This window comes from Ralstonia psammae, from assembly GCF_958405935.1.
Lineage (GTDB): Bacteria > Pseudomonadota > Gammaproteobacteria > Burkholderiales > Burkholderiaceae > Ralstonia > Ralstonia psammae.
In genome coordinates, this window is sequence record NZ_CATZBU010000002.1 from 625,232 (window position 1) to 648,931 (window position 23,700).

Here is a 23,700-nt window from a genome sequence, read left to right on the forward strand (position 1 = left end):
TCAGCATTCTGTAAGCCGCCCCTTCCCGGCAGCCTGCACGCACCAAAAATTGAAAAACCCGCGACGCTCTCGCAGTCGCGGGTTGTTCAGGCAGCGGTTCGATGCCTTAGTTGCCGATCGTCACATTGAAGACGAGTCCGTCCGGCCTCACCAGGTAGTAGCCGCCGTCCACACCGACCCAGTGATAGCCACGCGGCGGCGGCGAGAGACGGTGTTCGCGCCAGTTGTCGATGACGTACTGGCGATCGCGGTATTCGGGCGGAATGCGCTCACCCCGGTTCCACCGATGGGCCCACGCGCGATCGCCACGGCGATCCATGTCGGCGCGATCACCACGACGTTCCCTATCGGCACGATCGCCACGACGGTCCATGTCGGCATGATCGCCTCGGCGGTCCCTGTCGACACGTTCGTCGTGGCGGTCGCGGTCCCAGCGTTGATCGCGGTCTTGCGCATGGCCGGCCAGCGGTGCGAGCGCGGATACGGCCAGCATCAATACCATCAGGAATTTGGTTTTTTGCATGGTTTGCTCCCTTGAAGCGTCCGGACAAGCCGGACCCTGTATCCACTCTAGGCCGCAGACCGGCGCGAGGCTGTGACGAACCGCGTTAAGGATGTAACAGGTGATGTTTTGTGCGCTGTGCACCGCGTGCGCTATCCAATCGTGGCGCGTGGGCTCCACAGCCTCCATAGCAATTGACCGGCACCCTTCACGTCCTTCCGTTCCCCCCACGGCCACGGTCGGAGGACCAATACAGAATTGCTGAAATTTGTGCTTTTCTGTACCTGTTGAGCGATCGGCGACCGGTGCTAGCCTGCAAACTCTTCGTCCTTGCCGCAGACTGCGATTCCACCATGCCTACCCTCGCCAACCTGCTCACCTTTGCCCTGGTTGCACTCGGCATGGTGCTCACGCCGGGCCCGAACATGATCTATCTGATCTCTCGTTCGATCTGCCAGGGCCGGAATGCCGGGCTGGTGTCGCTGGCGGGTATCGCCACGGGCTTCGTCTTCTACATGCTGTGTGCCGCATTCGGCATCACCGCCTTGCTGATGGCTGTGCCGTTTGCCTACGATGCACTGCGCTTCGGCGGCGCGATCTATCTGCTGTATCTCGCCTGGCAGGCGGTGCGCCCTGGGGGCCGCGCGCCGTTCCAGGTGCGCGAACTGCCGATGGACGGCCCGCGCAAGCTCTACACGATGGGCTTGCTAACCAGCCTGCTCAATCCGAAAGTCGCGGTGCTCTACCTGTCGCTGCTGCCGCAGTTCATCGAGCCGGCGCACGGCAGCGTGCTGGTGCAGTCGGTCTGCCTGGGGCTCACGCAGATCTGCGTAAGCGTGACCGTCAATTCGATGATCGCCGCCACGGCGGGCAGCATCGCGGCGTTCCTCTCGCGCAAGCCGAGCTGGCTGTCGGTTCAGCGCTATCTGATGGGCACCGTGCTGACCAGCCTGGCGCTGCGCATGGCGATGGAAGCCCGCAAATAAGGCACCAGCCCGCGGCACCGCCAAATGACAACGGGGCGATCCGGCCAAACCGGATCGCCCCGCTTGCATTGAACGCACGGCCCGATCAGCGGCGGCGCATGTAGAACGTGAAGACCTTGTCGTGCTCGCTGTGCTCCAGCAGCTCATTGCCCGTCTGCTTGGCGAATGCCTGGAAGTCCCGCGTGGCGCCAGGGTCGGTGGCAAGAATCTTGAGCACGTCGCCGCTTTGCATGTCGGCAAGCGCCTTCTTGGTGCGCAGGATGGGCAGCGGGCAATTCAGGCCGCGCGCGTCGATTTCCTTCTGAAACTCCATGTCTTCCTCAGTGGTACGGGCAAGCGGCGCAGTGCCGCTCGCATCAGTCATTCCGGGATTGTAACGAGCCGCGTGGGCTGCCATTGGCGCGGCGGCGGCTCGGCCGGTTCGCCGGTGCGGATGTCGATGTAGCTGACGGGCAGCCCGCGCGCAGTCAGGAAATCGGCGACGGCATAACCGGTGCCGGCCGTCCAGGGTCGGACTTTCTCAAACGGCTTCAGGCGGTATTCAACCAACTCTTCCGACAGCGCGATCTCGCCATCGGCCACGACGTGGTACGCGATGATCAGTTCGTTCTTGCGGATGAACTCGTACACGCCGATCAACGAGATCGATTGGGCGTCGAGGTTCGTCTCTTCCTTCAGCTCGCGGGCGATGCCCGCTTCGGGCGTCTCGTCGCGTTCCAGAAAACCGGTGACGAGGGCAAACATGCCCTCAGGCCACAACGCATTGCGCGCCAGGAACATCTGCCCGCGATACTCCACGACCGCCGCCAGGACCGGCAGCGGGTTGTTCCAGTGGACGAAGCCGCAGTCCTGTGTTGGGCACGCGGTGCGCAGGCGGCCGGCGTTGTGCTGCTCGACGAGCGGCGTGGCGCATTGGGGGCAGAAACGGTAGTCGAAGCTCATGGTGGAGAGATGCGTTAGACAGCTTGTTCACAGGCCGCGCGGATGTCGGCAGCGAAGGCTTCCACCGTCTCGGGCTGCACGTCCCACGAGCACATCAGGCGGCAGCCGCCGGCACCAATGAACGTGTAGAAGCGCCAGCCGCGTGCGCGCAGTGCCTCGATGGCGGGCAAAGGCAGCTCGGCGAACACGGCGTTCGATTCGGTCGGGAACATGATGCGCACGCCCGGAACATCGGCAATGCGCGCATGCAGAAGCTGCGCCATCGCATTGCCGTGACGCGCGTTGCGCAGCCACACATCGTTCTCGAGCAAACCCAGCCACGGTGCCGAGATGAAGCGCATCTTCGATGCCAACTGCCCCGCTTGCTTGACGCGATACGCAAAATCTTCAGCCAGGCGGCGATCGAAGAAGACCACGGCCTCGCCGACCGGCAGTCCGTTCTTCGTGCCGCCGAAGCACAGCACGTCCACGCCGGCGCGCCACGTAATCTCGGACGGATGCACGCCGAGCGACGCCACCGCATTGGCGAAACGCGCGCCGTCCATGTGCACGCGCAACTGGCGACGCTTGGCAATCGCGGCAATCGCGCGGACTTCGTCCACCGTGTAGACCGTGCCGACTTCCGTCGACTGCGTCAGCGAAACGACCTTCGGTTTCGGGTAGTGGATATCGGAGCGCCGCGTGACGAGCGCTTCGACCGCGTCGGGGGTGAGCTTGCCGTTCTCGCCCTTGGCGGTCAGCAGCTTGGAGCCGTTGGAGAAAAACTCGGGGCCGCCGCATTCGTCCGTCTCGATGTGCGCCAGCTCGTGACAGATCACGGAGTGATACGACTGGCACAGCGACGACAGCGCCAGCGAATTGGCCGCCGTGCCGTTGAAGACGAAGAAGACTTCGCAGTCGGTCTCGAACAGGTCGCGGATGCGGTCGCACACGCGCTGCGTCCACGAATCATCGCCATAGGCCGGCTCGTGGCCGCTGCCATTGGCCTCCAGGAAGTACTTCAGGGACTCCGGGCAAAAGCCCGCGTAGTTGTCTGAGGCGAAATGCTGCATGGGCTGCATGACGGGCCGCCAAATGGGAGTGGAAGACGGGTTACTTCTGCTCGGACCACAGCACGCCGCCGGTGGCCCAGTTTTGGCGCTTGATGTCCGTGATGATGATGTCGACGGCGCCCGGCGCGCAGCCCAGCGATTCACAGGTGACGCGTGTCACTTCTTCGACGAGCTTCCTCTTCTGCTCAACGCTGCGGCCCTCGAACATCTCGATATGGAAAGTCGGCATGGTGTCTCCGGTTTGGTGAGTCGCTTCGACAGTCGCGCCAGTTGCGTCAGTCGCGATAGGAAGCATCGATTTTATCTAGTTTGCGCAACAGCGCCGGCCACTCGATCACGCCTTCGATGGCCCCGCCGTCTTCAAGCTGTTCTGCCGCGCGGTCTGCCACGTGCGGTGCGGGCGAGACGACCTCGCCGCCGGCGAGCGCCTGGACCTGGATTTCGCATGCCTTGATGAGCGTGGCCATCAGCACGTGCGCCTCGGCCACGGTACGGCCAATGGTGAGCGTGCCGTGATTGCGCAGCAGCATGGCGAAATGGTTGCCGAGCGACGCAGTGAGACGCGCGCCCTCTTCCGGCGTAAAGGCAAGGCCTTCGTAATCGTGATACGCGATGCGCTGGTGAAACCGGAGCGCATGCTGGGACAGCGGCAGCAGCCCACGCTTCTGCGCCGATACGGCAATGCCCGCCGTGTTATGCAGATGGATCACGCACTGCGCGTCGGGCCGGGCGGCGTGCACAGCAGCGTGCAATGCAAAACCCGTCACGTTGACGGACGGACGCGCAGACGCATCGGGCCAATCGCCGACCAGCTGGCCACGGCCATTGATCTTGACCAGGTTGGAAGCGGTGATCTCGTCGAATGCGAGACCGAACGCGTTGATCAGGAAGTGATCGGGCTCGCCCGGCACCGTGGCCGACAGGTGGGTGTAGACCAGATCGTCCCAACCGTTGAGCGCGGCCAGGCGATACGCGGCAGCAAGGTCGACGCGCACCGCGCGCTCGGCTTGGCTGATCTCGCCGCCGGGCACGACAGCATCGGGGCGCAGGGCAAAAGACATGGGGCTCCTCCAATGGAGGAGGCATTCTAGAACGGGTGCGCCAACCGCGTTGTGCGCGCCTTTACATGCCGCGCATCACGCACGCGCCGGCGACGCCCGCCTGACAGCAACGAACGTGGCCACGCCCACCACCAGCGACGCCGCTGCCACGGCCAGCGACGCATTGAAACCGCCCGTGGCCGCAAAGAGCCGGTTCGCCAGCGGCGGCCCGATGATCTGGCCGATGCCGTAGGCGGCCGTCATGAGTCCCATCAGGCGCGGTGCGGCATGCGGCCAGAGCCGGCGCGCCTCGCGCATGGCGAACAGCGTGATCGCCGTGAACGGCAGGCCGAGCAGCGTGCTCGAAAGCGCCAGCCCCGCTACCGTGGGCCACACGATGCTGATGGCCACGGCAACCGCTTGCATTGCATACGCCGCAGCCAGTAGCGAGCGGTTGTCGCGCGCCAGGCTGATCCGGGTCGAAAGGAAGGCGCCAAGGGCCACACCCACACCGAACATCGGCCAGAACAGGTCAGGCCAGACAGAACCCGCCGGCAACACCTTGCGCGCGATCACGGGTAGGAATGTGGCGGTGATGATGTAGCCGAAGCCGGCCAGGCCGTAGGCGAGCGTGAGCGCACTGGTGGGCGCATCGAGCCCGGGTGCCGTGCCGGACGCGGCGGGCGCCGCAGCGGCATGCGCACGCGCTTCAGGCCGGATGGTCGACCACACCACCGCAGAGAGCAGCGCCGACAGCACGCCAAACGCAATCCATGCCGACGTTGCGTGCCAACCCAGCGCCACCATGCCGCTGGCCGCCAGGCCCGGAATGGCAATGCCCAGGCCGGGCCCGCAGAAGATGATGCCGCCAAGCGCCGCGTGCCCAAGCTCCGTCAGCCGGTGCAAGCACCAGCCCGCGGTGAAGACGAACACCAGCGCGCTGGCCATGCCGGCCGCAAAACGCAGAAGAAGCCACGCAGGCTGCCCTTGGAGCATGCCCATTCCTGCGGTCAGCAGCACCGTCGCAATCAGGCCGGTGCGAATGAGCCGTGCCGCGTCGCCGCGCACCGCCATGCAGGCCAGCGCGCCCACGAAATAGCCCAGGTAGTTGCCGGTGGCCAGCCAACTGCCCTGGGCCAGCGTCAGGCTGCCGTCGTGAAGCATCATCGGCAAGATCGGCGTAAAGGCGAAGCGGCCGATGCCCATGGCCACGGACAGCGCCACCATGCCCGCAATCGCGACGCGCCAGGCGGCAGCCCGCTGGGAATGCGCGGCGGACAAGGCAGAGGTAGACGACAGCGTGTGCTCCATGGAAGGGCCCGGATGAGGAAATCGGCACTTCATCGTACGCAGGGCCGTTCATCCTGAAAAATGAATTATATTGAACGAACCCATTAGCGTTTGAGATACATCATGAATCTTTCCTCGCTCGAGATCTTCCGGACGGTCGTGCGGGAAGGCGGGGTCACGCGAGCCGCCCAGCAGTTGAATCGCGTGCAGTCGAATGTGACGACACGCATCCGCCAGCTCGAGACCTCACTCGGCGTGCAACTGTTCGTGCGCGAGAGCAAGCGCATGGTGCTCACGCCTGCGGGGCAGACCTTGCTGGCCTACGCCGACGACATCCTCCGCCTGGCCGCCGAGGCGCGCCAGGCCGTGCAGCCGCGCGAGCCGCATGGGCGCCTGCGCATCGCCTCGATGGAAAGCACGGCGGCCAGCCGCCTGCCAGCGCTCCTGGCCACGCTGCATCAGCGCTGGCCGCGCGTGCAGCTCGAGCTGGTGACGATGACCACGCGCCAGTCCATTCAGGCGCTGTCGAACTTTGAAGTCGATTGCGCGTTCGTTGCCGAAACGGCGTGCCTGGCGAACACCCGCGCCGCAATGACGACGCTGCCGGCCTTTGCCGAAGAACTGGTGCTGATTGCTCACCGCGCCCATCCGCCCATCCGCCGCGCCGCGGACGTGCAGACCGCCGGCATGCTCGCGTTCGAACCCGGCTGCGCGTATCGGCAATTGATCGAAGACTGGTTTGCCGAAGACGGCGTGGTGCCGTCCCGGGTGCTGGAGCTTGGGTCGTACCACGCCATCATTGCTTGCGCGGCGGCCGGCATTGGCGTAGCGCTGGTGCCGCGCTCGGTGCTGGAGCTGTACACGAACGCGCCGGAAATCAGCATCCACGCGCTCGGCAAGCCGGGCCGCGTCGACACGCTGCTTGCCTGGCACCGTGATATGGCGGGCCCCGCCCTGCAAGCGCTGGTGCAGGTGCTGAACGAGCCGCACGCAGCGACGAGCATGAACGCAAGCGAGGCCATTGCTGCCTAAACTGAAAGCGGGTGTCGGGACCGTGCCGCCGGTCTGATCGGGCAAAGCGCGGCGCTCACGGACGGAGGCGCAGATGCGACCGTCGTTGCGGATACGGCATTGGATGGGATGGTTGGCAGCGGCCCTCGCCGCGGTCTGGACCAGCCTTGCCGTGGCAGCCGCGCCGGTCGTGGTGTTGCCGGTCACCGGAGCCATCGGGCCGGCCAGCGCAGCCTATGTGATCCGGGGCCTGCAAGAGGCGCGCGATCGCGGTGCGCAGCTCGTTGTGCTGCAAATGGATACGCCCGGCGGCCTTGATGCGTCGATGCGGCAGATCATCCAGGCCATCCTTGCGTCGCCGGTGCCCGTGGCGGGCTACGTGGCGCCCGGCGGCGCACGGGCAGCGAGCGCGGGCACATACATTCTCTATGCGTGTCACGTTGCGGCGATGGCACCGGCCACCAATCTGGGCGCCGCCTCGCCCGTGGCGATCGGCATGGGTGGCCACGCTCCCGGCACCGGCGACGGCGCCAAGCCGGCCAGCGCGCCGGCCGCCCCTTCCAGCAATGAAGACACCCTGGCCCGCAAGCAGATGCACGACGCGGCGGCGTACATCCGCGGCCTGGCGCAGCTGCGCGGCCGCAACGCAGAATGGGCAGAGCGCGCCGTGCGCGAGGCCGTGAGCCTCGACGCGCCTGAGGCCGCCAGCCAGCACGTGATCGACGTTGTTGCGGCAAACCTTCCGGATCTGCTCAAGCAAGTCGACGGTCGTGCGGTACACACCTCCGCCGGCGTGGTCACGCTGCATACCGCCGAGGCAACGACCGTGACACTGGAGCCGGACTGGCGCAACCACTTCCTCGGCGTCATTACCGACCCGAGCCTGGCGCTGTTGCTGCTGACGGTGGGCGTGTATGCGCTGATCTTCGAGTTCTCGACGCCGGGCATGGTCGTGCCCGGCATCCTCGGCGCAATGTGCATCGTGGTGGCGCTCTACGGGCTGCAGATGCTGCCGATCAACTATGCGGGGCTCGCGCTGATCGCCCTGGGGCTGGGCTGCATGGTGGCCGAGGCGTTCCTACCGACGTTCGGCGCGCTGGGCGTCGGCGGCATCGTTGCGTTCGTGCTGGGCGCAGTCATGTTGATCGATACGCAGACGCCGGGCTTTGGCGTGCCGCTTCCGCTCATTATCGGACTGGCCTTCGTGAGCCTGACCGTGGTTCTTGCGCTCTCAAGCCTGGCAGTGCGTGCACGACGGCGCCCGGTCGTGACCGGCGGCGATACGCTCATCGGCATGACGGGTGAAGTGCTGGACGTCGACACCCCGGATGCAGATGCCGACAGCGACGGCTGGGCGCGCATCCACGGCGAGCGCTGGCGCGTGCGCTGCGAGGGCGGCATTGCCCGTGGCGACCACGTGCGCGTCATCGCCCGCCATGGATTGACGCTGCTGGTTGAGCCGGTGGCACCCGCCGCCGCGTCCTCTTGAGGAGAAGCAACATGGTCTACGGATTCTTCAGCGCAGGCGGCCTGATTTTCCTGGCCGTACTGCTCGTCATCTCGTCATTCCGCGTGCTGCGCGAATACGAGCGCGGTGTGGTGTTCATGCTGGGCCGCTTCTGGCGCGTGAAGGGCCCGGGGCTGGTGCTGCTGGTACCCGCGGTGCAGCAGATGGTGCGCGTGGACCTGCGCACCGTGGTGATGGATGTTCCGCCGCAGGACGTGATCTCGCGCGACAACGTATCGGTCAAGGTCAATGCGGTCGTGTATTTCCGCGTGGTCGACCCGGAACGCGCCATCATCCACGTCGCCAATTTCCTGGAAGCCACGAGCCAGCTTGCGCAGACCACGCTGCGTGCCATCCTGGGCAAGCACGAGCTGGACGAAATGCTGGCCGAGCGCGAGAAGCTCAACCTGGACATCCAGAAGGTGCTCGACATCCAGACCGACCCCTGGGGCATCAAGATCGCGAACGTGGAGATCAAGCACGTCGACCTGAACGAATCGATGATCCGCGCCATTGCCCGCCAGGCCGAGGCCGAGCGCGAACGCCGTGCGAAGGTCATCCATGCAGAAGGCGAACTGCAGGCGTCGGAAAAGCTGCTGGAAGCAGCACGCATGCTGGCCCAGCAGCCCGAGGCCATCCAGCTGCGCTATCTGCAGACGCTCACGCAGATCGCCGGCGACAAAAGCTCGACGATTGTCTTTCCGCTGCCGATGGAAATGCTGGGCGCGGTGAAGAAAGCCGCCGGCGGCTGACACGCATCACAAATCGATCTTCATGCCGAGCTTGAAGAGCCGCGGCGCGCCCATCGACAGACGGTTGTTGCCGGCACCCGCCCAGTAGCGCTTGTCGGTCAGGTTGTCCACATTGAATTGCAGCGTGGCGCGCTTGCCCGAGATGCGCGTCACGTAGCGCACGCCTGCACTGAAGAGCGTCGTGCCGCCCAGCTCTGCCTGGTTGGCATCGTTCACCGGACGCGGGCCCAGATAGTAGGCGCCTGCGTTGAGTGAGACAGAACGCAGCATCGGCAATGTGTATTCGGCAAAGAGGCTGGCGGTGCTGCGCGGGGTGTTCTCCGGCGTTTTCCCGTCGAGGCCGTTGCCGACGCCGCGGAACTTCGCGTCCGTCCAGCCGGCGGAAGCCAGCAGCGACAGGGCCTTCGTCACGCGCCCCTGCGCTGTCAGCTCAATACCGCGAATGCGTTCGCGGCCGTCCTGGACGAATATGTTGGCGTCGTTCGTGTAGCTTGCGGCGCGGTCGATGTCGTAGACGGCAGCGGCCAGTTGCGTACCGGCAGGCGTTTCATAACGTACGCCCACTTCCTTCTGCTCGGAGAGCGCCGGCGGCATCGCCACGTTGGCATTGGCGGCCGTGTTGGGCGCGCGCGCACCGGCCTCCAGCCCCTGCGCATACGACGCATACGCAGACAGCGCGGGCGTGAACTTGTAGATGACCGCACCCAGCGGGGTCGTCTTGCTGGCCTCGTAGCGGTTGGGCGCCTGCTCGCTGGTGTAGCGCGTATAGCGCAGGCCGGCGATCACTTGCCAGTGCTGCGACAGCGTCATGCGGTCCAGCGCGTAGACGCCCGTATCCACGGCACGCTGCTCGGCCGTAAAGCCGGTGCCCGCAGTCGGCAACCAGCCAAGGTCGACCGGGTTGTACAGGTTCTGCGTACCCGAAAAGCGGTCCGAGTACACAGCCGCCTGACGCATGTCGGAACGCGCGACGCCGAAGGTCAGGTCATGCGTGATCCACCCTGTCTTCTCGGTACCGGAGAAGTCCGCCCGCACGTGACTGGTGTTCCAGCGGCCGCTCTGGCGCTGGCCAGAGAGCGTGCCCGCACCTGTCACCGCGTTGGTCAGGCGAAATTCGGAGAATGCCCGCGTGCGAGCCGTCTCCGACGTGCCGCCCTCCACTGTCAGCAGCCAGGTATCGGCGAGCGCGTAATCGGCACGCAGCAACGCGTTGGTGTTGTTGCCGTCAAAATCGGCCCAGCCTGGCGCAATGCGTTTGCTCGGGTCGGGCATGGTCGGCAATGTGATGACGCCGTTCTTGGCGGGGGGCAGCGTCACCACCGATTGCTCGGTGATGACCTTGCGCGAGTATTCCAGGTCAGCCTTCAGGCTCAAGCGGCTGTTGACCTTCCAGTCGAAGGCCACCGCGGCAAGCTGCCGCGTGCCGTCAATGCCGCTGGTTGGCGACTGCAGCGAGCCGCCCGCCGCGTTGAAGCGGATGCCGTACTGATTGTCTTCACCAAAGCGGCGTCCCACGTCGAGCGTGCTGACCACGGTGCCGTTGCTGTCGAACTGCATGCCCAGCGCAGTGACCGGCGTGTTGCCCGCCCGCTTGGTGACGAGGTTCACCACACCCCCTGGCGTGGTGTAGCCGTAATACAGCGCCGACACGCCCTTGAGCACCTCCACGCGTTCCTTGTCTTCAAGCGGGATCGCCGTGAGCGCCGGAATCGGCATCGAGCCGTTGAAGCGGAAATTGGTGCGGTTCTCCAGCGTCACGCCGCGGATGGCGAGGTTGTCGAACGTCTCGCCTGAAAGCTGCTGGCGCGTCACACCGGCCGTATTGCGCAGCGCGTCGTACAGCGAGGTGTCCTGCTGCGCATCAAGCGCCTCACGCGTGACCACGTTCACGGTGGCAGGGATGTCGCGCAGCGACATGCCGCGAAACGCGCCGACCTGCGCCGTGCTGGCAGCAAAGCCGCGCTGGCTGCCTGCCGTGACGGTCGTTTCGTTCAGGTCGACTGTGGCGGCACCTGCGGCGGGCAGGCTGTCTTCGGCATGCGCCAATGTGAAAACGGCAGGAGGAACGGCGGCGAGCGCGCAAGACAATGCGCGGGCCGCCGCACTGGCCACAAGATGGCGGGTCATCGCAGATAGTGGATCGATCAGGATTGGCGAAACCGGACGCGCTGCAACGCAGTCATGCGCTGGGGGATGAAAAAACGCGCCGCAAAACATCACGCGGCGCGTCGATCCGTTGGCTGGCAGGTGAAAACCCGCTGGCTCGCCCGGTAGGAGCGATGGTCAGCGGTCGGGCATTCGCCTTTTGCCGGCCATCAAATGAGAATGATTCGCATTATACAGATTGAAATGTGATGTCAGCAACGGTTAATTGGCCGGCACCCCCTGCTTCCACTGCGGCCAGTGCTGCACGATGTCGTCCAGCAACGGCTTGGCCGCATTGACGAGGTTGTGCGTGGCCGGCACGAAGCCACCCTGCTGCGCGTAGTTGATGAGCCCGTCGGATGCGCTCTGCCCGTCATACGGGCGGTCGAAGTCGGACCCGGCGCGCAGCAATGCCACGCGACTGAAGTCGACCTTGCCGGCCCGGGCGCCGCGCGTCAGCACCTCCAGCGTGGCGTTGTCCTCCTGTGCCGTGGTGCAGTAGGTGCCCTTGTTGTCGGTCATCGTCTTCACCCAGTCGCGCGCGCGTTGGCCCAGGTTGCGGCCGGCCCACCATGTATCGGCCGAAGCCACATCGCACTGGATGACGGCGGGTGGCTGATTGGCCGGCGCATACGCGTAGTTTTTGCGGAAAGCGATGGCCTCGGGGCTGTCTTCCAGCGTCGTCGATTTCGACAGCGTGTAGGCGCGCTGCAGCAGCGTCTCGTTGAGCTGAAAGACTTCGGTGCGGTAGTCCATCGGCGGTTTCTCGCCCGGCCCCTTGGTGCCAATGCCGAAGTAGCCGTAAGGCCAGCCGGCCGGCATCTCGCGCGCATCAATCTCGTGCGAGAGGCCGTAATCGACCGCGTACCGCGCCCACGCCGCCGAGCCCACCGTCCCCTGCCCCGGATCGATGCCCGCAATGCCGGCAATCACAAAGTAGGTGTGCGAGAGGTCCAGCTTGCTGCGGTAGAGCAGCGCGGAAATCGTCGACGCAGCATTGGCGTAGCCCATGCCCGTGGTGACCTGGCAGATGCCGTCGTAGTTGCACAGCATGTTGGGCGCGTCGGGCGACAGGCCGGAAATGTAGACCTTCTCTTTCAGGTCGTAGCGGTCGATGAAGGGCTGGGCTTCTCCCTGGAACATGTTGATGACGATGACCTTGACGCCATCAAACGCGCAACTGTTCAAGGTCAGCGCTGCGGCACCTACGGCGCAGAGCTTGGCGATCGTACGCAAACGAGGCATGGGCATCTTGAGTCGGGAATCGATCATGGCGAGGGCACTCCGCGTTTCCACACGCTCCAGCGCGTGACGATCTCGTTGACCAGCGGACCGCCCGCCAGGTAGAGGTTGTTGAGCGACGGCACGAACCCGCCCGAGTTGCTATTGACCAGCGAGTCATACGGCGTCTGCCCCGGATACGGCCGATCGAAGTTCGATGCAGTGCGCAGCACAGCCACACGCTGCAGGTCGAGCAGGCCCGCCTTCGAACCGCGTGTGAGCGCCTCGAACGTGGCGTTGTCTTCCTGCTGCGTGGTGCAGTAGGTGCCCTGCCCGTCCGTCAGCAGCTTGACCCACGCGGCCTCGCGCTCACCCAGCTTGGCGCCGTGCCAGTACGTGTTGCCCGCAGCGGTGTCGCATTGCACGACAGAGGGCGGCTGGTTGGCCGGTGCGCTCGGGTAGTTGGCGCGATAGGCCCGTGCGGTGGCGTTGTCGTCCAGCACCGCGCCCTTGGAAAGCGCCAGCGCCTTCTGCAGCAGCGCCTCGTTCACGCGGAAGACTTCGGTCTTGTAGTCCAGCGGCGGCTTCTGCCCCGGGCCCTGCGTGTTGATGCCGATGAAGCCGTTGGGCCAGTTGGCGGGCACCTCGCGCGCATCGATCTCCCATGCGATGTCGCTGTCGACCAGGAAGCGCGCCCACGCAGCGCTGCCAAGCGTGCCTTGCGACGGATCGATCCCGGCAATGCCAGCCACGAGGAAGTACGTCCGCTGCAGATCGAACTTGCCGCTGTAGATCAGCGCCGACACCGACGACGCGGCATTCGCCTTGCCCATGCCGGTGGTGAGCTGGCAGACGTCACTGGCGTTGCAATGCACGTTCGGGTAGTCGATCGACAGGCCCGGCACCGGCACGTCCTGCGTGAGCCCGAGCTTGTCGATCCACGGCTGCGCCTCGGGCGCGAACATGCTGATGATCAGCACCTTGACCTTACGCGCGTGCGACTCCGGCGCGAGTTGCGCAACCGGTTGTGTCGATGCACCAATGCCGGCCGCCAGCAACGCGCCAACCGCGACGGCACGCGCCAATCGTTTGCCTTTGCGCCCGAGCAGCCGATGCGGCGGCTGCGGTGGCGGGGCGTCGACCTTGTCAGATAGGACGCTCATGGTTCTCCTCGGATTTTGGGGATAGGGATGGGATCAACCCGCGCTGTGGGGAAACAGCGCGCGCCATCGATGCAAATTGCCTGCCAGGCGGCACACAATCCGCACTCAATCTGTCACGTTCCCGGGTATAGGCGATGGCGCGGCCTGTCTCCAGCCAGGACACGCTGGCGCAACTTATCTACCCCATATAGACAAGCACACACACCGGTGCGCATCGTGCGCCAAAGCCGTCATCCCTAGCGTTCCGAATCGGTCGAGTCTTCACCCTTGAGGTCGTCAGCAAACTTCCGCATGAGGCGCACCAGATCCTTCACGTCCTGCTCATTCCATTGGGCGAAGATAGCGTGGCCGATCTTCGCCCGCGCCTTGTCCACGCGGTCCGTCATGGCCTTGCCGCTCTTGGTGACGACGGCTTCCCGAACACGACGGTCGGCCGCGCTTTCCTGACGGCAAACCAAACCCTGGCTTTCCAGCTTGGCCACCTGCCGGCTGACCGTGGTGTAGTCGCGCCCCACACGGTCGGCCAATTCGACCACCCCGATAGGACCGAGCCGCTCCACCAAAACCAGCAACGGAAACAACGCCCGGTCGAGCGATATGCCAGCCGCCCGAACCATGGCTTCGTCGCGCTGAGGCCGGTTCATGACACCCACGATCTCAAGCAAGGCCCCATGAAGCTCGCGGAGCTCAGCGTCAATATGTGTATTTTGCACTTTTTTTATTGACATCCATTTCTCCCGTTTTCTAATATGTGCATATTACACATATATGGACAGTCATGAAAGTGCGGTTTGCAGTCGATGTGCTGATCTGCGGGGCGGGAGCATCGGGCCTGACCTTGGCGATCGAGTTGGCGCGAAGAGGGATTTCCTTTCGCTTGATTGAGAAGATGCGTGATCCGTTTCATGGGTCACGTGGCAAGGGCATCCAGCCCCGGACGCAGGAGATTTTTGAGGATCTCGGCGTCCTGGACCGCATCGCTGCGGCCGGTGGCGCCTACCCACCGCAGCGGCGATATCTAAGCGATGGCAGCTACACCGACTCGCTTGTCATAGAGCATCAGGCGCCAACGCCTGCTGAGCCCTATCAACTTCCGCTGATGGTGCCCCAATTCCTGACCGAAAGCGTGCTGCGCGAGCGTCTGGCCGAGCTTGGCTATCGGCCCGAGTTCGGCCACGAACTGACCGGTTTTGAGCAGGACACAGCGGGTGTGACGGCGCGGATTGTTAGTCAGGCTGGAGAAGAATCGTTTCGGGTGCGTTGGCTGGTAGGCGCCGACGGCGGCCGCAGCTTCGTGCGCCGCGCACTCGATATCGGATTTCCGGGCAAGACACTGGGCGTCCGCGCCGTTGTGGCAGATGTCGTGTTGACGGGCCTTTCGCGAGATGCCTGGCACCGCTTCAACGAAGGGGACTTGCAACGCCAGATTGCACTCTGTCCGCTCGCCGGCACCAGCCTGTTCCAGATACAAGGCCCGATTCCGTTGGATGGTGACATCGACCTGTCTGCGCAAGGCCTGACGACCATGGTGGGGAAACGCACCGGCCACCATGACATCCACGTTCAATCGGTGTCGTGGTCGTCGGCGTACGTCATGAATGCTCGGCTCGCCGAGCGTTACCGCGTCGGCCGTGTGTTCCTGGCTGGAGATGCGGCCCACACTCACCCGCCGACTGGCGGCCAGGGCCTCAATACCAGCGTACAGGATGCATACAACCTGGGCTGGAAGCTCGCCGCTGTCGCCCATGGAGCACCCGAAACATTGCTCGATAGCTATGAGGAGGAGCGCCGGCCGATCGCTGCCGCAATGCTGGGCCTGGCGACCAAGTTGCTCGATGCAGCCAAGCGGGGTGACATGCGCCGCGACCGCGAGGTGCACCAACTTGATATCGGTTACGCCGGCACCTCACTCGCGCTCGAACCACGCCGACGTGTTGCCGGCTTGTCGGCCGGCGACCGCGCCCCCGACGCGCCAATCCGGGGCGCGGGAGGCCAGCCAACACGGTTGTTCGACTTGTTCCGAGGAACGCACTGGACGTTGCTCGGTTACGGGGTCGAGCGCGACGTGGTGCCGCCGCGTCCGGGCCTGCATATCCATCGCTTCGGTTCGCGCGGCGACCTGCTCGATGATGGAGGCCATTTTCATGATGCCTACTCCCCCGCCGTGGGCGATTGGGTGTTGGTGCGCCCCGATGGCTACATCGGTGCCATCGCCGCAACTGACGACAGCGAAGTGCTGGAAGACTACCTCACGCTGGTAGGACTCGCCCCCATCCATGCCTGCAGCTAACGCGATTTCCCAACGCACCTGGGCAACGCCTTTGGCCTGATGCCGGATACACGCCCTCCCGGACGATTTCACTTATGAACACGAAAGATCAATTGCAGTGGGCCGGCTTTCAAGCCGCGAATCGCTTTCGCCGCGCCATCCGTAAATTTGACGCGACTCGGATTCCCGAAGAGGACATCTCCGCGTTGCTTGCTGAAGTCGCGTTCGCGCCCTCAAGCGGGAACCTCCAACCCTATGAGTTGCACTGGATTCGAGACGCTTCCTTAAAAGACAGCGTTGCGTTGGCGTGCAACGGACAGCAAGCAGCGGCATCGGCGCAGGACATCATTGTTGTTGTCGCGAGCCCCGCGCTCGCAAAACGCAATGCAAGGGCGCAACTCGCGCATGTTGACGCCTCTTCGACGCTGGAACAGCGCTCCAAGGCGTATCACCGCAAGCAAATTGGGAAGTTTCAGAAGATCCTCGCTGTGGGGTCATCCGCCGCGTGGTCACCGCTTCTGTCTCTCGCGGCATGGATTCGACCCAGTTTGTCTCTGCTTCCGGTGGGTCACATCGGCAGTCGGCATTGGGCGGCACGCAACGCGATCTTCGCGGCCCACACCCTCATGCTCGCTGCCGCCGCGAAAGGGATCGACTCTTGCCCGATGGAGGGCTTTTCTGCCTCAAAGATCATCAGAATCCTGGATCTCCCGCGCGGGTCCGTGATCCCTCTCGTGATTGCGCTCGGCTATCGTGCCGACGACGCAAGGATCGAAGAACGTTGGCGCCGCTCGATGACAGACGTGGTGGTCGCGCACTAGACGCATTGGGGCACTTGTCTACAACGCCCTAAAAACAAAACGGCGCGCGCCCCGTTACCGGGAACGCGCGCCGTTCAGCGCATCAGGCTCAGTTTGTTGACGCTGAGCGTTACATCAGACCTTCTGCTGCACCCACGCGGCCACACCGGCCAGCGCCTGCGGCAGGTTGTCCGGCTCCGTGCCGCCGGCTTGTGCCATGTCGGGGCGGCCACCGCCCTTGCCGCCGACCTGCTGGGCGACAAAGTTGACCAGCTCGCCTGCCTTGACCTTGGCCGTGGCGTCAGCCGTCACGCCGGCGATCAGCGCCACCTTGCCGTCGCTCACGCTACCCAGCACGATGGCGGCGGTCTGCAGCTTGTCCTTGAGCTTGTCCATGGTCTCGCGCAGCGTCTTGGCATCGGCGCCATCCAGCTTGGCGGCCAGCACCTTGATGCCGGCAACGTCCACGGCCTGGCTCACCAGTTCGTCGCCCTGGCTCGCGGCCAGCTTCGACTTCAGGCGCTCCAGTTCCTTCTCCAGCGTCTTGACTTGGTCCTGCACCTGGCCGATACGCTGCGTCAGTTCCGAGGGCTGTGCACGCAGTGCGGCAGCCGCTTCGTTGATGCGGGTGTCGAGCGTCTGCAGGTAATGCAGCACGTTGTCGCCGGTAATGGCTTCCACGCGGCGGATCCCCGCTGCCACACCCGATTCGGCCACGATCTTGAACAGACCGATATCACCGGTGCGCGCCACGTGGGTTCCACCGCACAATTCTTTCGACGTGCCGATCGACAACACGCGTACTTCGTCGCCGTACTTCTCGCCGAAGAGGGCCATCGCACCGTTCTTGACCGCATCGTCAAAGCCCATGATCTGAGCGGCAGTCGGGGCGTTGGCGAAAATCTCAGCGTTGACGCGCGCTTCCACTTCGCGGATCTGCAGCGGCGTCATCGGCGCGTTGTGCGAGAAGTCGAAGCGGGTCTTGTCGGCATCGACGAGCGAACCCTTCTGCTGCACGTGGCTGCCGAGCACTTCGCGCAGGGCCTTGTGCATCAGGTGGGTGGCCGAGTGGTTGCGCATGGTGCGTGCGCGACGCACAGCGTCCACTTCCGCCGCCACGGCATCGCCGACCTTCAGCACGCCGGTGCGCAGCGTGCCGTGGTGGCCGAACACTTCCGGCTGCACCTTGAGCGTGTCGGCCACGTCAAACCAGACGGTGGCGGCCTTGAGCGTGCCCTGGTCGCCGACCTGGCCGCCCGATTCCGCATAAAACGGAGTGTGGTCCAGCACCACTACGCCGGTCTGGCCCGGGTGCATTTCCTGCACCGATGCACCGTCTACAAACAGCGCCGTCACACGGGCGGTTTCGCGCACGAGCTGGTCGTAGCCGTGGAACGTGGTCTTGTCGCCGGTGTAGTCGAGCGTGCCGGCGGCCAGCTTGAACTTGCCCGCCGCGCGTGCCTGCTCGCGCTGGCGGTTCATGGCGGCGTCAAAGGCCGCTTCGTCGACGATCACGTCGTTCTCGCGGCAGACGTCTTGCGTGAGGTCCAGCGGGAAACCGTAGGTGTCGTGCAGCTTGAACGCCAACTCGCCGTCGAGCATCTTGGCACCCGAGGTCTTCAGCTCACCCAGCGCCGCGTCGAGGATCGACATGCCGTGCTCGATGGTCTCGAAGAAGCGCGCTTCTTCCGTGCGCAGCACGTCGACCACTCGGTCGCGCGCCTCGCGCAGTTCCGGATAGGCTTCGCCCATCTGCGCGACGAGGTCGTCCACCAGCTTGTGGAAGAACGCGGCGCGGCAGCCCAGCTTGTAGCCGTGGCGGATGGCGCGGCGGATGATCCGGCGCAGCACGTAGCCGCGGCCTTCGTTGCCCGGGATGACGCCGTCAACGATCAGGAACGAGCACGCGCGAATGTGGTCGGCAATCACGCGCAGTGAGTTGTTGGCCAGATCCTTGGTGTTGGTCTCGCGCGCGGCGGCGGCAATCAGCGCCTGGAACAGGTCGATCTCGTAGTTGCTGTGCACGTGCTGCAGGATCGCAGCCAGACGCTCCATGCCCATGCCGGTGTCGACGCACGGTGCGGGCAGCGGGGTCAGCGTGTATTCGCCGGTCGCCGGATCGAGCTGGCGATCGAACTGCATGAACACGTTGTTCCAGATTTCGATGTAGCGGTCGCCGTCGGCTTCCGGCGAGCCCGGGGGGCCGCCCCACACGTCCGGGCCGTGGTCGTAGAAGATTTCCGAGCAAGGACCGCACGGGCCGGTCTCGGCCATCTGCCAGAAGTTGTCGGAGGCGTACGGCGCGCCCTTGTTGTCGCCGATACGCACGACGCGCTCGGGCGGCAGGCCGATGACCTTGGTCCAGATGTCGTAGGCCTCGTCGTCGGTCTGGTAGACCGTGGCCCACAGCTTGTCGGCCGGCAGCTTGTATTCCTGCGTCAGCAGCTCCCACGCCCACACGAGCGCGTCGCGCTTGAAATAGTCGCCGAACGACCAGTTGCCGAGCATTTCGAAGAACGTGTGGTGACGCGCGGTGTAGCCGACGTTTTCCAGATCATTGTGCTTGCCGCCGGCGCGCAGGCAGCGCTGCACGGAAGCCGCGCGCACGTACGGGCGCTTGTCGGTACCGAGGAAGACGTCCTTGAACTGCACCATGCCGGAGTTGGTGAACAGCAGCGTCGGGTCGTTGCCCGGCACCAGCGGCGAGGAGCGCACCACGGTGTGGCCCTTCGTCTCGAAGAACGTCAGGAATTTTTGGCGGATATCGGAGGCTTTCATGTCGCGGGGTGCCGGAGTCAGCATTGCGCCTTGGAGCATGCCGCTCCTGAGCGCCTTGGATTAGTGCAAACCGTTGATTATACGGGGTTCGCGCCCGGGTCGCGTCCATTCTGCGCCGCATTTTCCCCGGTAGGCCGCATGGGGCTGGGGCCCCGCCGGGGCGTGGTGTAGAGTGCACCCGTTCCAATCGTGTCGATTCGTCAATCCATGGGCGCCCTGAGCCATCTCCGTGTTCTCGACCTGACCCGCGTGCTTGCCGGCCCCTGGTGCGCGCAGAACCTTGCCGATTTCGGCGCCGACGTCATCAAGGTGGAGCGCCCGGGCGCCGGCGACGACACGCGCACATGGGGTCCGCCCTGGCTGAAGGATGATGCCGGCCAGGACACCGCCGAAGCGGCCTACTACCTCGCAGCCAACCGCAACAAGCGGTCGATCACCGTCGACATCAGCACGCCCGAAGGCCAGGACATCGTCCGCCAGCTCGCCGCACACGCCGATGTGGTGCTCGAGAACTACAAGGTCGGCCAGCTCCGGAAATACGGGCTCGATTACGAATCGCTCAGGGCCGTCAAGCCGGACCTCGTCTATTGCTCCATCACGGGCTTCGGCCAGACCGGCCCGTACGCCGCGCGCGCTGGTTATGACTTCATCGTGCAGGGCATGGGCGGCTTCATGAGCCTGACCGGCGAACGCGACGATCTGCCCGGCGGCGGCCCGCAAAAGGCGGGCGTGGCCATCTCGGATTTGATGACGGGCATGTACGCCACTGTGGCCGTGCTTGCCGCGGTCGCGCATCGGGACCGCACCGGGGAGGGCCAGTACATCGACATGGCATTGCTCGACGTGCAAGTCGCCATGCTGGCCAACATGAACACCAACTACCTGGCCAGCGGCCAGGCACCCAAGCGCTGGGGCAACGCGCACCCGAACATCGTGCCCTATCAGACGTTCCAGGCGGCCAATGGCTGGATCATTGTGGCGGTCGGCAATGACGGCCAATTTCGTCGCTTTGTCGACGCCGGCGGCATGCCCGCGCTGGCCGACGACCCGCGCTTTGCCACCAACCCGCAGCGCGTGGCCAACCGCGACGTGCTGGTGCCGATCCTGGCCGAGATGGTCAAGCGCTTCGGCAAAGGCGAATGGATCGACAAGCTCGAAGCCGCCGGCGTGCCGTGCGGCCCGATCAACTCGCTGGACGAGGTGTTCGACAACGAGCAGGTGCAGGCGCGTGGCTTGCGCGTGGACCTTCCTCACCCGAGCGCCGGCACCGTCAAGCTGGTCGGCAGCCCAGTCAAGATGAGCGCCACGCCGACTACGGCCGTGAGCCACCCGCCGCTGCTGGGCGAACACACCGAAACCGTGCTGCGCGACGTACTGAACCTGAACCCGGACCAGATCGAAACGCTGCGCGCACGCGGCGTGATCTGAACCCGAGCACACTCCACGCCAACCATTCCCCCACCCTTAGAGGTCAACATGTGGCTCGACGCGTTGCTGGCTTATCTGCATTACATCTCGATCTTCACGCTGATCGTCTTCCTCACTGCCGAGGCCGTGGTGCTGCGCCCCGACATGACGCCCGAGATCCGCAAACGCCTGGCACGCTATGACGCCGTGTTTGGCATTGCCGCGCTCGCGGTGCTGATAACGGGGTTGCTGCGCGTGCTCTACGGCGCCAAGGGCTACGCGTTCTACGTCCACAACCCGGTGTTCCACGTCAAGGTTGGCCTGTTCATCCTGATCGGGCTGATATCGATCATTCCGACTGTCACGATCCTGCGCTGGAAGAAGCAAGGCAAGACGCTGCCCGACTTTGTGCCCACGCCATCGGAGATCGCCAAGACGCGCCGCTGGGTCATGATCGAGTCGCACCTGATCATCTTCATTCCGCTGGCGGCCGTACTGATGGCGCGCGGTATCGGCATGTAATTGCACGGGGCCGAGCCACCGCGTTGTGCGGCCCCGAATTTTCTACGGGGCCGCGCTAGGGACAAACCCTGAATCGTTTGCCCAGGCGCCGCGCCGGGCCATGGCAAGGGCCGCCCTCCCCCTCCGCAAGGTGCTTGAAAGCCGGTCTGCTTAGCGTGCAAACTTGGTCGCCGTCCAAGGCACAAGGCGGCCTGCCACACCCGGCGCAGCACGCCACCCCGAGGAGACCAGACTTGCAGAACGATCCACAAGGTCGTCCGATGATCCGCAGTCATCAGGACTTTGCATCCGGCATCATGTTCATCGTCGCAGGCGCGGCGTTTGCCATTCTGGCGCGCAGCTACCGCATGGGTACGGCCGGCAGCATGGGCCCGGGCTACTTCCCGTTCTGGCTGGGCGTCGTGCTTGTGCTGCTGGGCGTGGTGGTGGTTGTGCAATCGCTGTCGCGCAAGGGCGTGGCCGATCGCATTCCGCGCTGGGACGTCAAGACACTGCTGTGGATTCTCGGCTCGGTGGTGCTGTTCGGGTTGCTGCTGCAACCGCTTGGACTGGTGCTCTCGCTCGTGGTGCTCGTGCTGGTTTCCAGCATGGCGAGCCACGAGTTCACGCTCAAGGGCGCGGTCGGCACCGCCGTCGTGATGGTGGTGATGAGCCTCGCGGCCTTCGTCTATGGGCTCAAGCTGCAGTTCCCGGTATGGCCCGCCTTCATCGGCAATTGAGCGCGACGCGGACGACACCATGGACCTCTTTGCCAATCTCGCGCTCGGCTTCTCCACCGCGCTCTCCCTGCAGAACCTGATCTACGCGTTCATCGGCTGCGTGCTCGGTACGCTGATCGGCGTGCTGCCGGGCCTTGGCCCCATCGCCACGATTGCGATGCTGCTGCCGGCCACGTATGCCCTGCCGCCGGTCGCCGCGCTCATCATGCTGGCCGGCATCTACTATGGCGCGCAGTACGGCGGCTCCACCACGGCCATCCTCGTCAATCTGCCGGGCGAATCGTCGTCGGTGGTGACCACCATCGATGGCTACCAGATGGCACGGCGCGGGCGCGCGGGCGTGGCGCTGGCCACCGCGGGCCTGGGCTCGTTCTTCGCAGGCTGCGTGGCCACACTGGTGCTGGCGGCATTTGCCACGCCGCTGTCGGAATTCGCGTTCAACTTCGGGCCGGCGGAGTATTTCTCGCTGATGGTGCTGGGCCTGATCGGCGCGGTGGTGCTGGCTTCGGGCTCGCTCATCAAGGCGATTGCGATGATCGTGCTGGGCCTGCTGCTCGGCCTGGTCGGTACCGACGTGAACTCGGGCACCGCGCGTTATTCGTTCGACGTGCCGGAGCTGGCCGACGGGCTGAACTTTGTGTCGGTGGCGATGGGCGTGTTCGGCTTTGCCGAGATCATCGCCAACCTCGAACAGAAGGAGCACCGCGAAACTTTTGTCGAGCACGTGCGCAACCTCTGGCCCAGCCGCGAAGACTTCAAGCGCATGATCCCGGCCGTGCTGCGCGGCACGGCGCTCGGCTCGCTGCTGGGCATCCTGCCGGGCGGCGGCGCGACGCTGGCGTCGTTTGCGTCGTACTCGCTGGAGAAGAAGACCTCGAAGTATTCGAGCGAGTTCGGCAAGGGCGCCATCGAGGGCGTAGCCGGCCCCGAATCGGCCAACAACGCGGCCGCGCAGACGTCCTTCATTCCGCTGCTCACGCTGGGCATCCCCCCCAACGCAGTGATGGCCCTGATGGTGGGCGCGATGACCATCCACAACATCCAGCCCGGCCCGCAGGTGATGACCAGCAACCCCGCGCTGTTCTGGGGCCTGATCGCCTCGATGTGGATCGGCAACCTGATGCTGATCGTGCTGAACCTGCCGATGATCGGCGTGTGGGTGCGCCTGTTGAAGGTGCCGTACCGCTTCCTGTATCCGGCCATCCTGGTGTTCTGCTGCATCGGCGTGTATTCGGTGTCGAACACGACGTTCGATATTTTCCAGACGGCGCTCTTCGGATTGATCGGCTACATGTTCGTCAAGCTGCGCTGTGAACCGGCCCCCATGCTGCTCGGCTTCGTGCTGGGGCCAATGATGGAAGAGAACTTCCGCCGCGCACTGCTGCTCTCGCGCGGGGATTTCTCCACGTTCGTCACACGGCCGCTGTCGCTGGGGCTGCTGATTGCGGCGGGCATCCTGGTCTTGCTGGTGGCGCTGCCCGCCATCAACAGAAAACGCGAGGAAGCGTTTCAAGAAGAATAGGAACAGCGGCGTGCTGCATCGCACCCTAAGAAACCGGAGGCCCGCCCTCCGGTTTCTATTTGCGCACGCGGC

Annotated in this window: 22 protein-coding genes; 10 read left to right on the top strand and 12 right to left on the bottom strand. The window is 64.8% G+C overall.

The window, feature by feature from the left end:
- Window positions 1-106: 106 nt before the first annotated feature.
- The gene (locus R2N16_RS06655; protein WP_316664791.1) at window positions 107-523 is read right to left on the bottom strand and encodes an RcnB family protein; all 417 of its coding nucleotides are present in this window, start codon (window positions 521-523) and stop codon (window positions 107-109) included.
- 332 nt (window positions 524-855) lie between these two features.
- On the opposite strand from R2N16_RS06655, the gene R2N16_RS06660 reads away from it, so the two are divergent.
- Window positions 856-1,488 (top strand): LysE family translocator, encoded by a 633-nt coding sequence (locus tag R2N16_RS06660; protein ID WP_316664792.1) that lies wholly within the window; start codon window positions 856-858, stop codon window positions 1,486-1,488.
- An 85-nt stretch (window positions 1,489-1,573) separates the two neighbouring features.
- Here R2N16_RS06660 and R2N16_RS06665 read toward each other — a convergent pair whose 3' ends face one another.
- From R2N16_RS06665 to R2N16_RS06690, 6 genes are all read right to left on the bottom strand, one after another.
- Window positions 1,574-1,801, bottom strand: a complete 228-nt coding sequence (locus R2N16_RS06665; RefSeq protein ID WP_004629370.1) for a sulfurtransferase TusA family protein — start codon at window positions 1,799-1,801, stop codon at window positions 1,574-1,576.
- A gap of 47 nt (window positions 1,802-1,848) precedes the next feature.
- Window positions 1,849-2,430: an NUDIX domain-containing protein gene (locus tag R2N16_RS06670; protein ID WP_316664795.1), complete on the bottom strand. Its 582-nt coding sequence runs from the start codon at window positions 2,428-2,430 to the stop codon at window positions 1,849-1,851.
- 14 nt (window positions 2,431-2,444) lie between these two features.
- Entirely contained in the window at window positions 2,445-3,482 is a 1,038-nt protein-coding gene (locus R2N16_RS06675; protein ID WP_316664866.1) for a threonine aldolase family protein, read from the bottom strand.
- Between the two features lie 40 nt (window positions 3,483-3,522).
- On the bottom strand, window positions 3,523-3,711 hold the full coding sequence (locus R2N16_RS06680; RefSeq protein ID WP_316664797.1) for a 4-oxalocrotonate tautomerase: 189 nt from the start codon (window positions 3,709-3,711) through the stop codon (window positions 3,523-3,525).
- Between the two features lie 46 nt (window positions 3,712-3,757).
- Window positions 3,758-4,543 carry a class II aldolase/adducin family protein gene (locus R2N16_RS06685; protein WP_316664799.1) on the bottom strand — a complete coding sequence of 262 codons (786 nt, stop codon included), beginning with the start codon at window positions 4,541-4,543 and terminating at the stop codon, window positions 3,758-3,760.
- A 75-nt stretch (window positions 4,544-4,618) separates the two neighbouring features.
- Window positions 4,619-5,833 carry a YbfB/YjiJ family MFS transporter gene (locus R2N16_RS06690; protein ID WP_316664801.1) on the bottom strand — a complete coding sequence of 405 codons (1,215 nt, stop codon included), beginning with the start codon at window positions 5,831-5,833 and terminating at the stop codon, window positions 4,619-4,621.
- A gap of 102 nt (window positions 5,834-5,935) precedes the next feature.
- Between R2N16_RS06690 and R2N16_RS06695 the strand changes: the two genes are divergently transcribed.
- The 3 genes from R2N16_RS06695 to R2N16_RS06705 all read left to right on the top strand — a co-directional run bounded on the left by R2N16_RS06695 (window position 5,936) and on the right by R2N16_RS06705 (window position 9,082).
- Complete coding sequence (locus R2N16_RS06695) at window positions 5,936-6,844, top strand: LysR family transcriptional regulator (RefSeq protein ID WP_316664802.1); 909 nt, start codon at window positions 5,936-5,938, stop codon at window positions 6,842-6,844.
- 73 nt (window positions 6,845-6,917) lie between these two features.
- Complete coding sequence (locus tag R2N16_RS06700) at window positions 6,918-8,312, top strand: NfeD family protein (protein ID WP_316664803.1); 1,395 nt, start codon at window positions 6,918-6,920, stop codon at window positions 8,310-8,312.
- Between the two features lie 11 nt (window positions 8,313-8,323).
- Window positions 8,324-9,082 (top strand): slipin family protein, encoded by a 759-nt coding sequence (locus tag R2N16_RS06705; RefSeq protein ID WP_316664804.1) that lies wholly within the window; start codon window positions 8,324-8,326, stop codon window positions 9,080-9,082.
- A gap of 6 nt (window positions 9,083-9,088) precedes the next feature.
- Here R2N16_RS06705 and R2N16_RS06710 read toward each other — a convergent pair whose 3' ends face one another.
- The 4 genes from R2N16_RS06710 to R2N16_RS06725 all read right to left on the bottom strand — a co-directional run bounded on the left by R2N16_RS06710 (window position 9,089) and on the right by R2N16_RS06725 (window position 14,339).
- A complete protein-coding gene (locus R2N16_RS06710; protein ID WP_316664805.1) occupies window positions 9,089-11,209 on the bottom strand; it encodes a TonB-dependent siderophore receptor in 2,121 nt (706 codons plus the stop codon).
- A 240-nt stretch (window positions 11,210-11,449) separates the two neighbouring features.
- Window positions 11,450-12,499 carry a purine-nucleoside phosphorylase gene (locus tag R2N16_RS06715; RefSeq protein ID WP_316664806.1) on the bottom strand — a complete coding sequence of 350 codons (1,050 nt, stop codon included), beginning with the start codon at window positions 12,497-12,499 and terminating at the stop codon, window positions 11,450-11,452.
- Entirely contained in the window at window positions 12,496-13,611 is a 1,116-nt protein-coding gene (locus R2N16_RS06720; RefSeq protein ID WP_316664808.1) for a purine-nucleoside phosphorylase, read from the bottom strand. The genes R2N16_RS06715 and R2N16_RS06720 overlap by 4 nt, the downstream gene beginning before the upstream one ends.
- Window positions 13,612-13,847: 236 nt before the next feature.
- Entirely contained in the window at window positions 13,848-14,339 is a 492-nt protein-coding gene (locus R2N16_RS06725) for a MarR family winged helix-turn-helix transcriptional regulator (RefSeq protein ID WP_316664809.1), read from the bottom strand.
- Between the two features lie 50 nt (window positions 14,340-14,389).
- On the opposite strand from R2N16_RS06725, the gene R2N16_RS06730 reads away from it, so the two are divergent.
- Together R2N16_RS06730 and R2N16_RS06735 are read left to right on the top strand one after the other, a co-directional pair.
- Window positions 14,390-15,901: an FAD-dependent oxidoreductase gene (locus tag R2N16_RS06730; protein WP_316664810.1), complete on the top strand. Its 1,512-nt coding sequence runs from the start codon at window positions 14,390-14,392 to the stop codon at window positions 15,899-15,901.
- Window positions 15,902-15,975: 74 nt separating this feature from the next.
- Window positions 15,976-16,701, top strand: a complete 726-nt coding sequence (locus R2N16_RS06735) for a nitroreductase family protein (protein WP_316664811.1) — start codon at window positions 15,976-15,978, stop codon at window positions 16,699-16,701.
- A gap of 114 nt (window positions 16,702-16,815) precedes the next feature.
- On the opposite strand, the gene alaS is transcribed toward R2N16_RS06735, so the two are convergent.
- Complete coding sequence (alaS, locus tag R2N16_RS06740; protein ID WP_316664813.1) at window positions 16,816-19,458, bottom strand: alanine--tRNA ligase; 2,643 nt, start codon at window positions 19,456-19,458, stop codon at window positions 16,816-16,818.
- Between the two features lie 207 nt (window positions 19,459-19,665).
- Here alaS and R2N16_RS06745 point away from each other — a divergent pair, with 207 nt between their 5' ends.
- The 4 genes from R2N16_RS06745 (at window position 19,666) to R2N16_RS06760 (ending at window position 23,628) form a co-directional block, all read left to right on the top strand.
- The gene (locus tag R2N16_RS06745; RefSeq protein WP_316664868.1) at window positions 19,666-20,886 is read left to right on the top strand and encodes a CaiB/BaiF CoA transferase family protein; all 1,221 of its coding nucleotides are present in this window, start codon (window positions 19,666-19,668) and stop codon (window positions 20,884-20,886) included.
- Between the two features lie 48 nt (window positions 20,887-20,934).
- Window positions 20,935-21,387: a DUF2214 family protein gene (locus R2N16_RS06750; protein ID WP_316664815.1), complete on the top strand. Its 453-nt coding sequence runs from the start codon at window positions 20,935-20,937 to the stop codon at window positions 21,385-21,387.
- A gap of 260 nt (window positions 21,388-21,647) precedes the next feature.
- Window positions 21,648-22,106 (top strand): tripartite tricarboxylate transporter TctB family protein, encoded by a 459-nt coding sequence (locus R2N16_RS06755; RefSeq protein ID WP_316664869.1) that lies wholly within the window; start codon window positions 21,648-21,650, stop codon window positions 22,104-22,106.
- A gap of 19 nt (window positions 22,107-22,125) precedes the next feature.
- Window positions 22,126-23,628, top strand: a complete 1,503-nt coding sequence (locus R2N16_RS06760) for a tripartite tricarboxylate transporter permease (RefSeq protein WP_316664816.1) — start codon at window positions 22,126-22,128, stop codon at window positions 23,626-23,628.
- Window positions 23,629-23,700 lie beyond the last annotated feature (72 nt).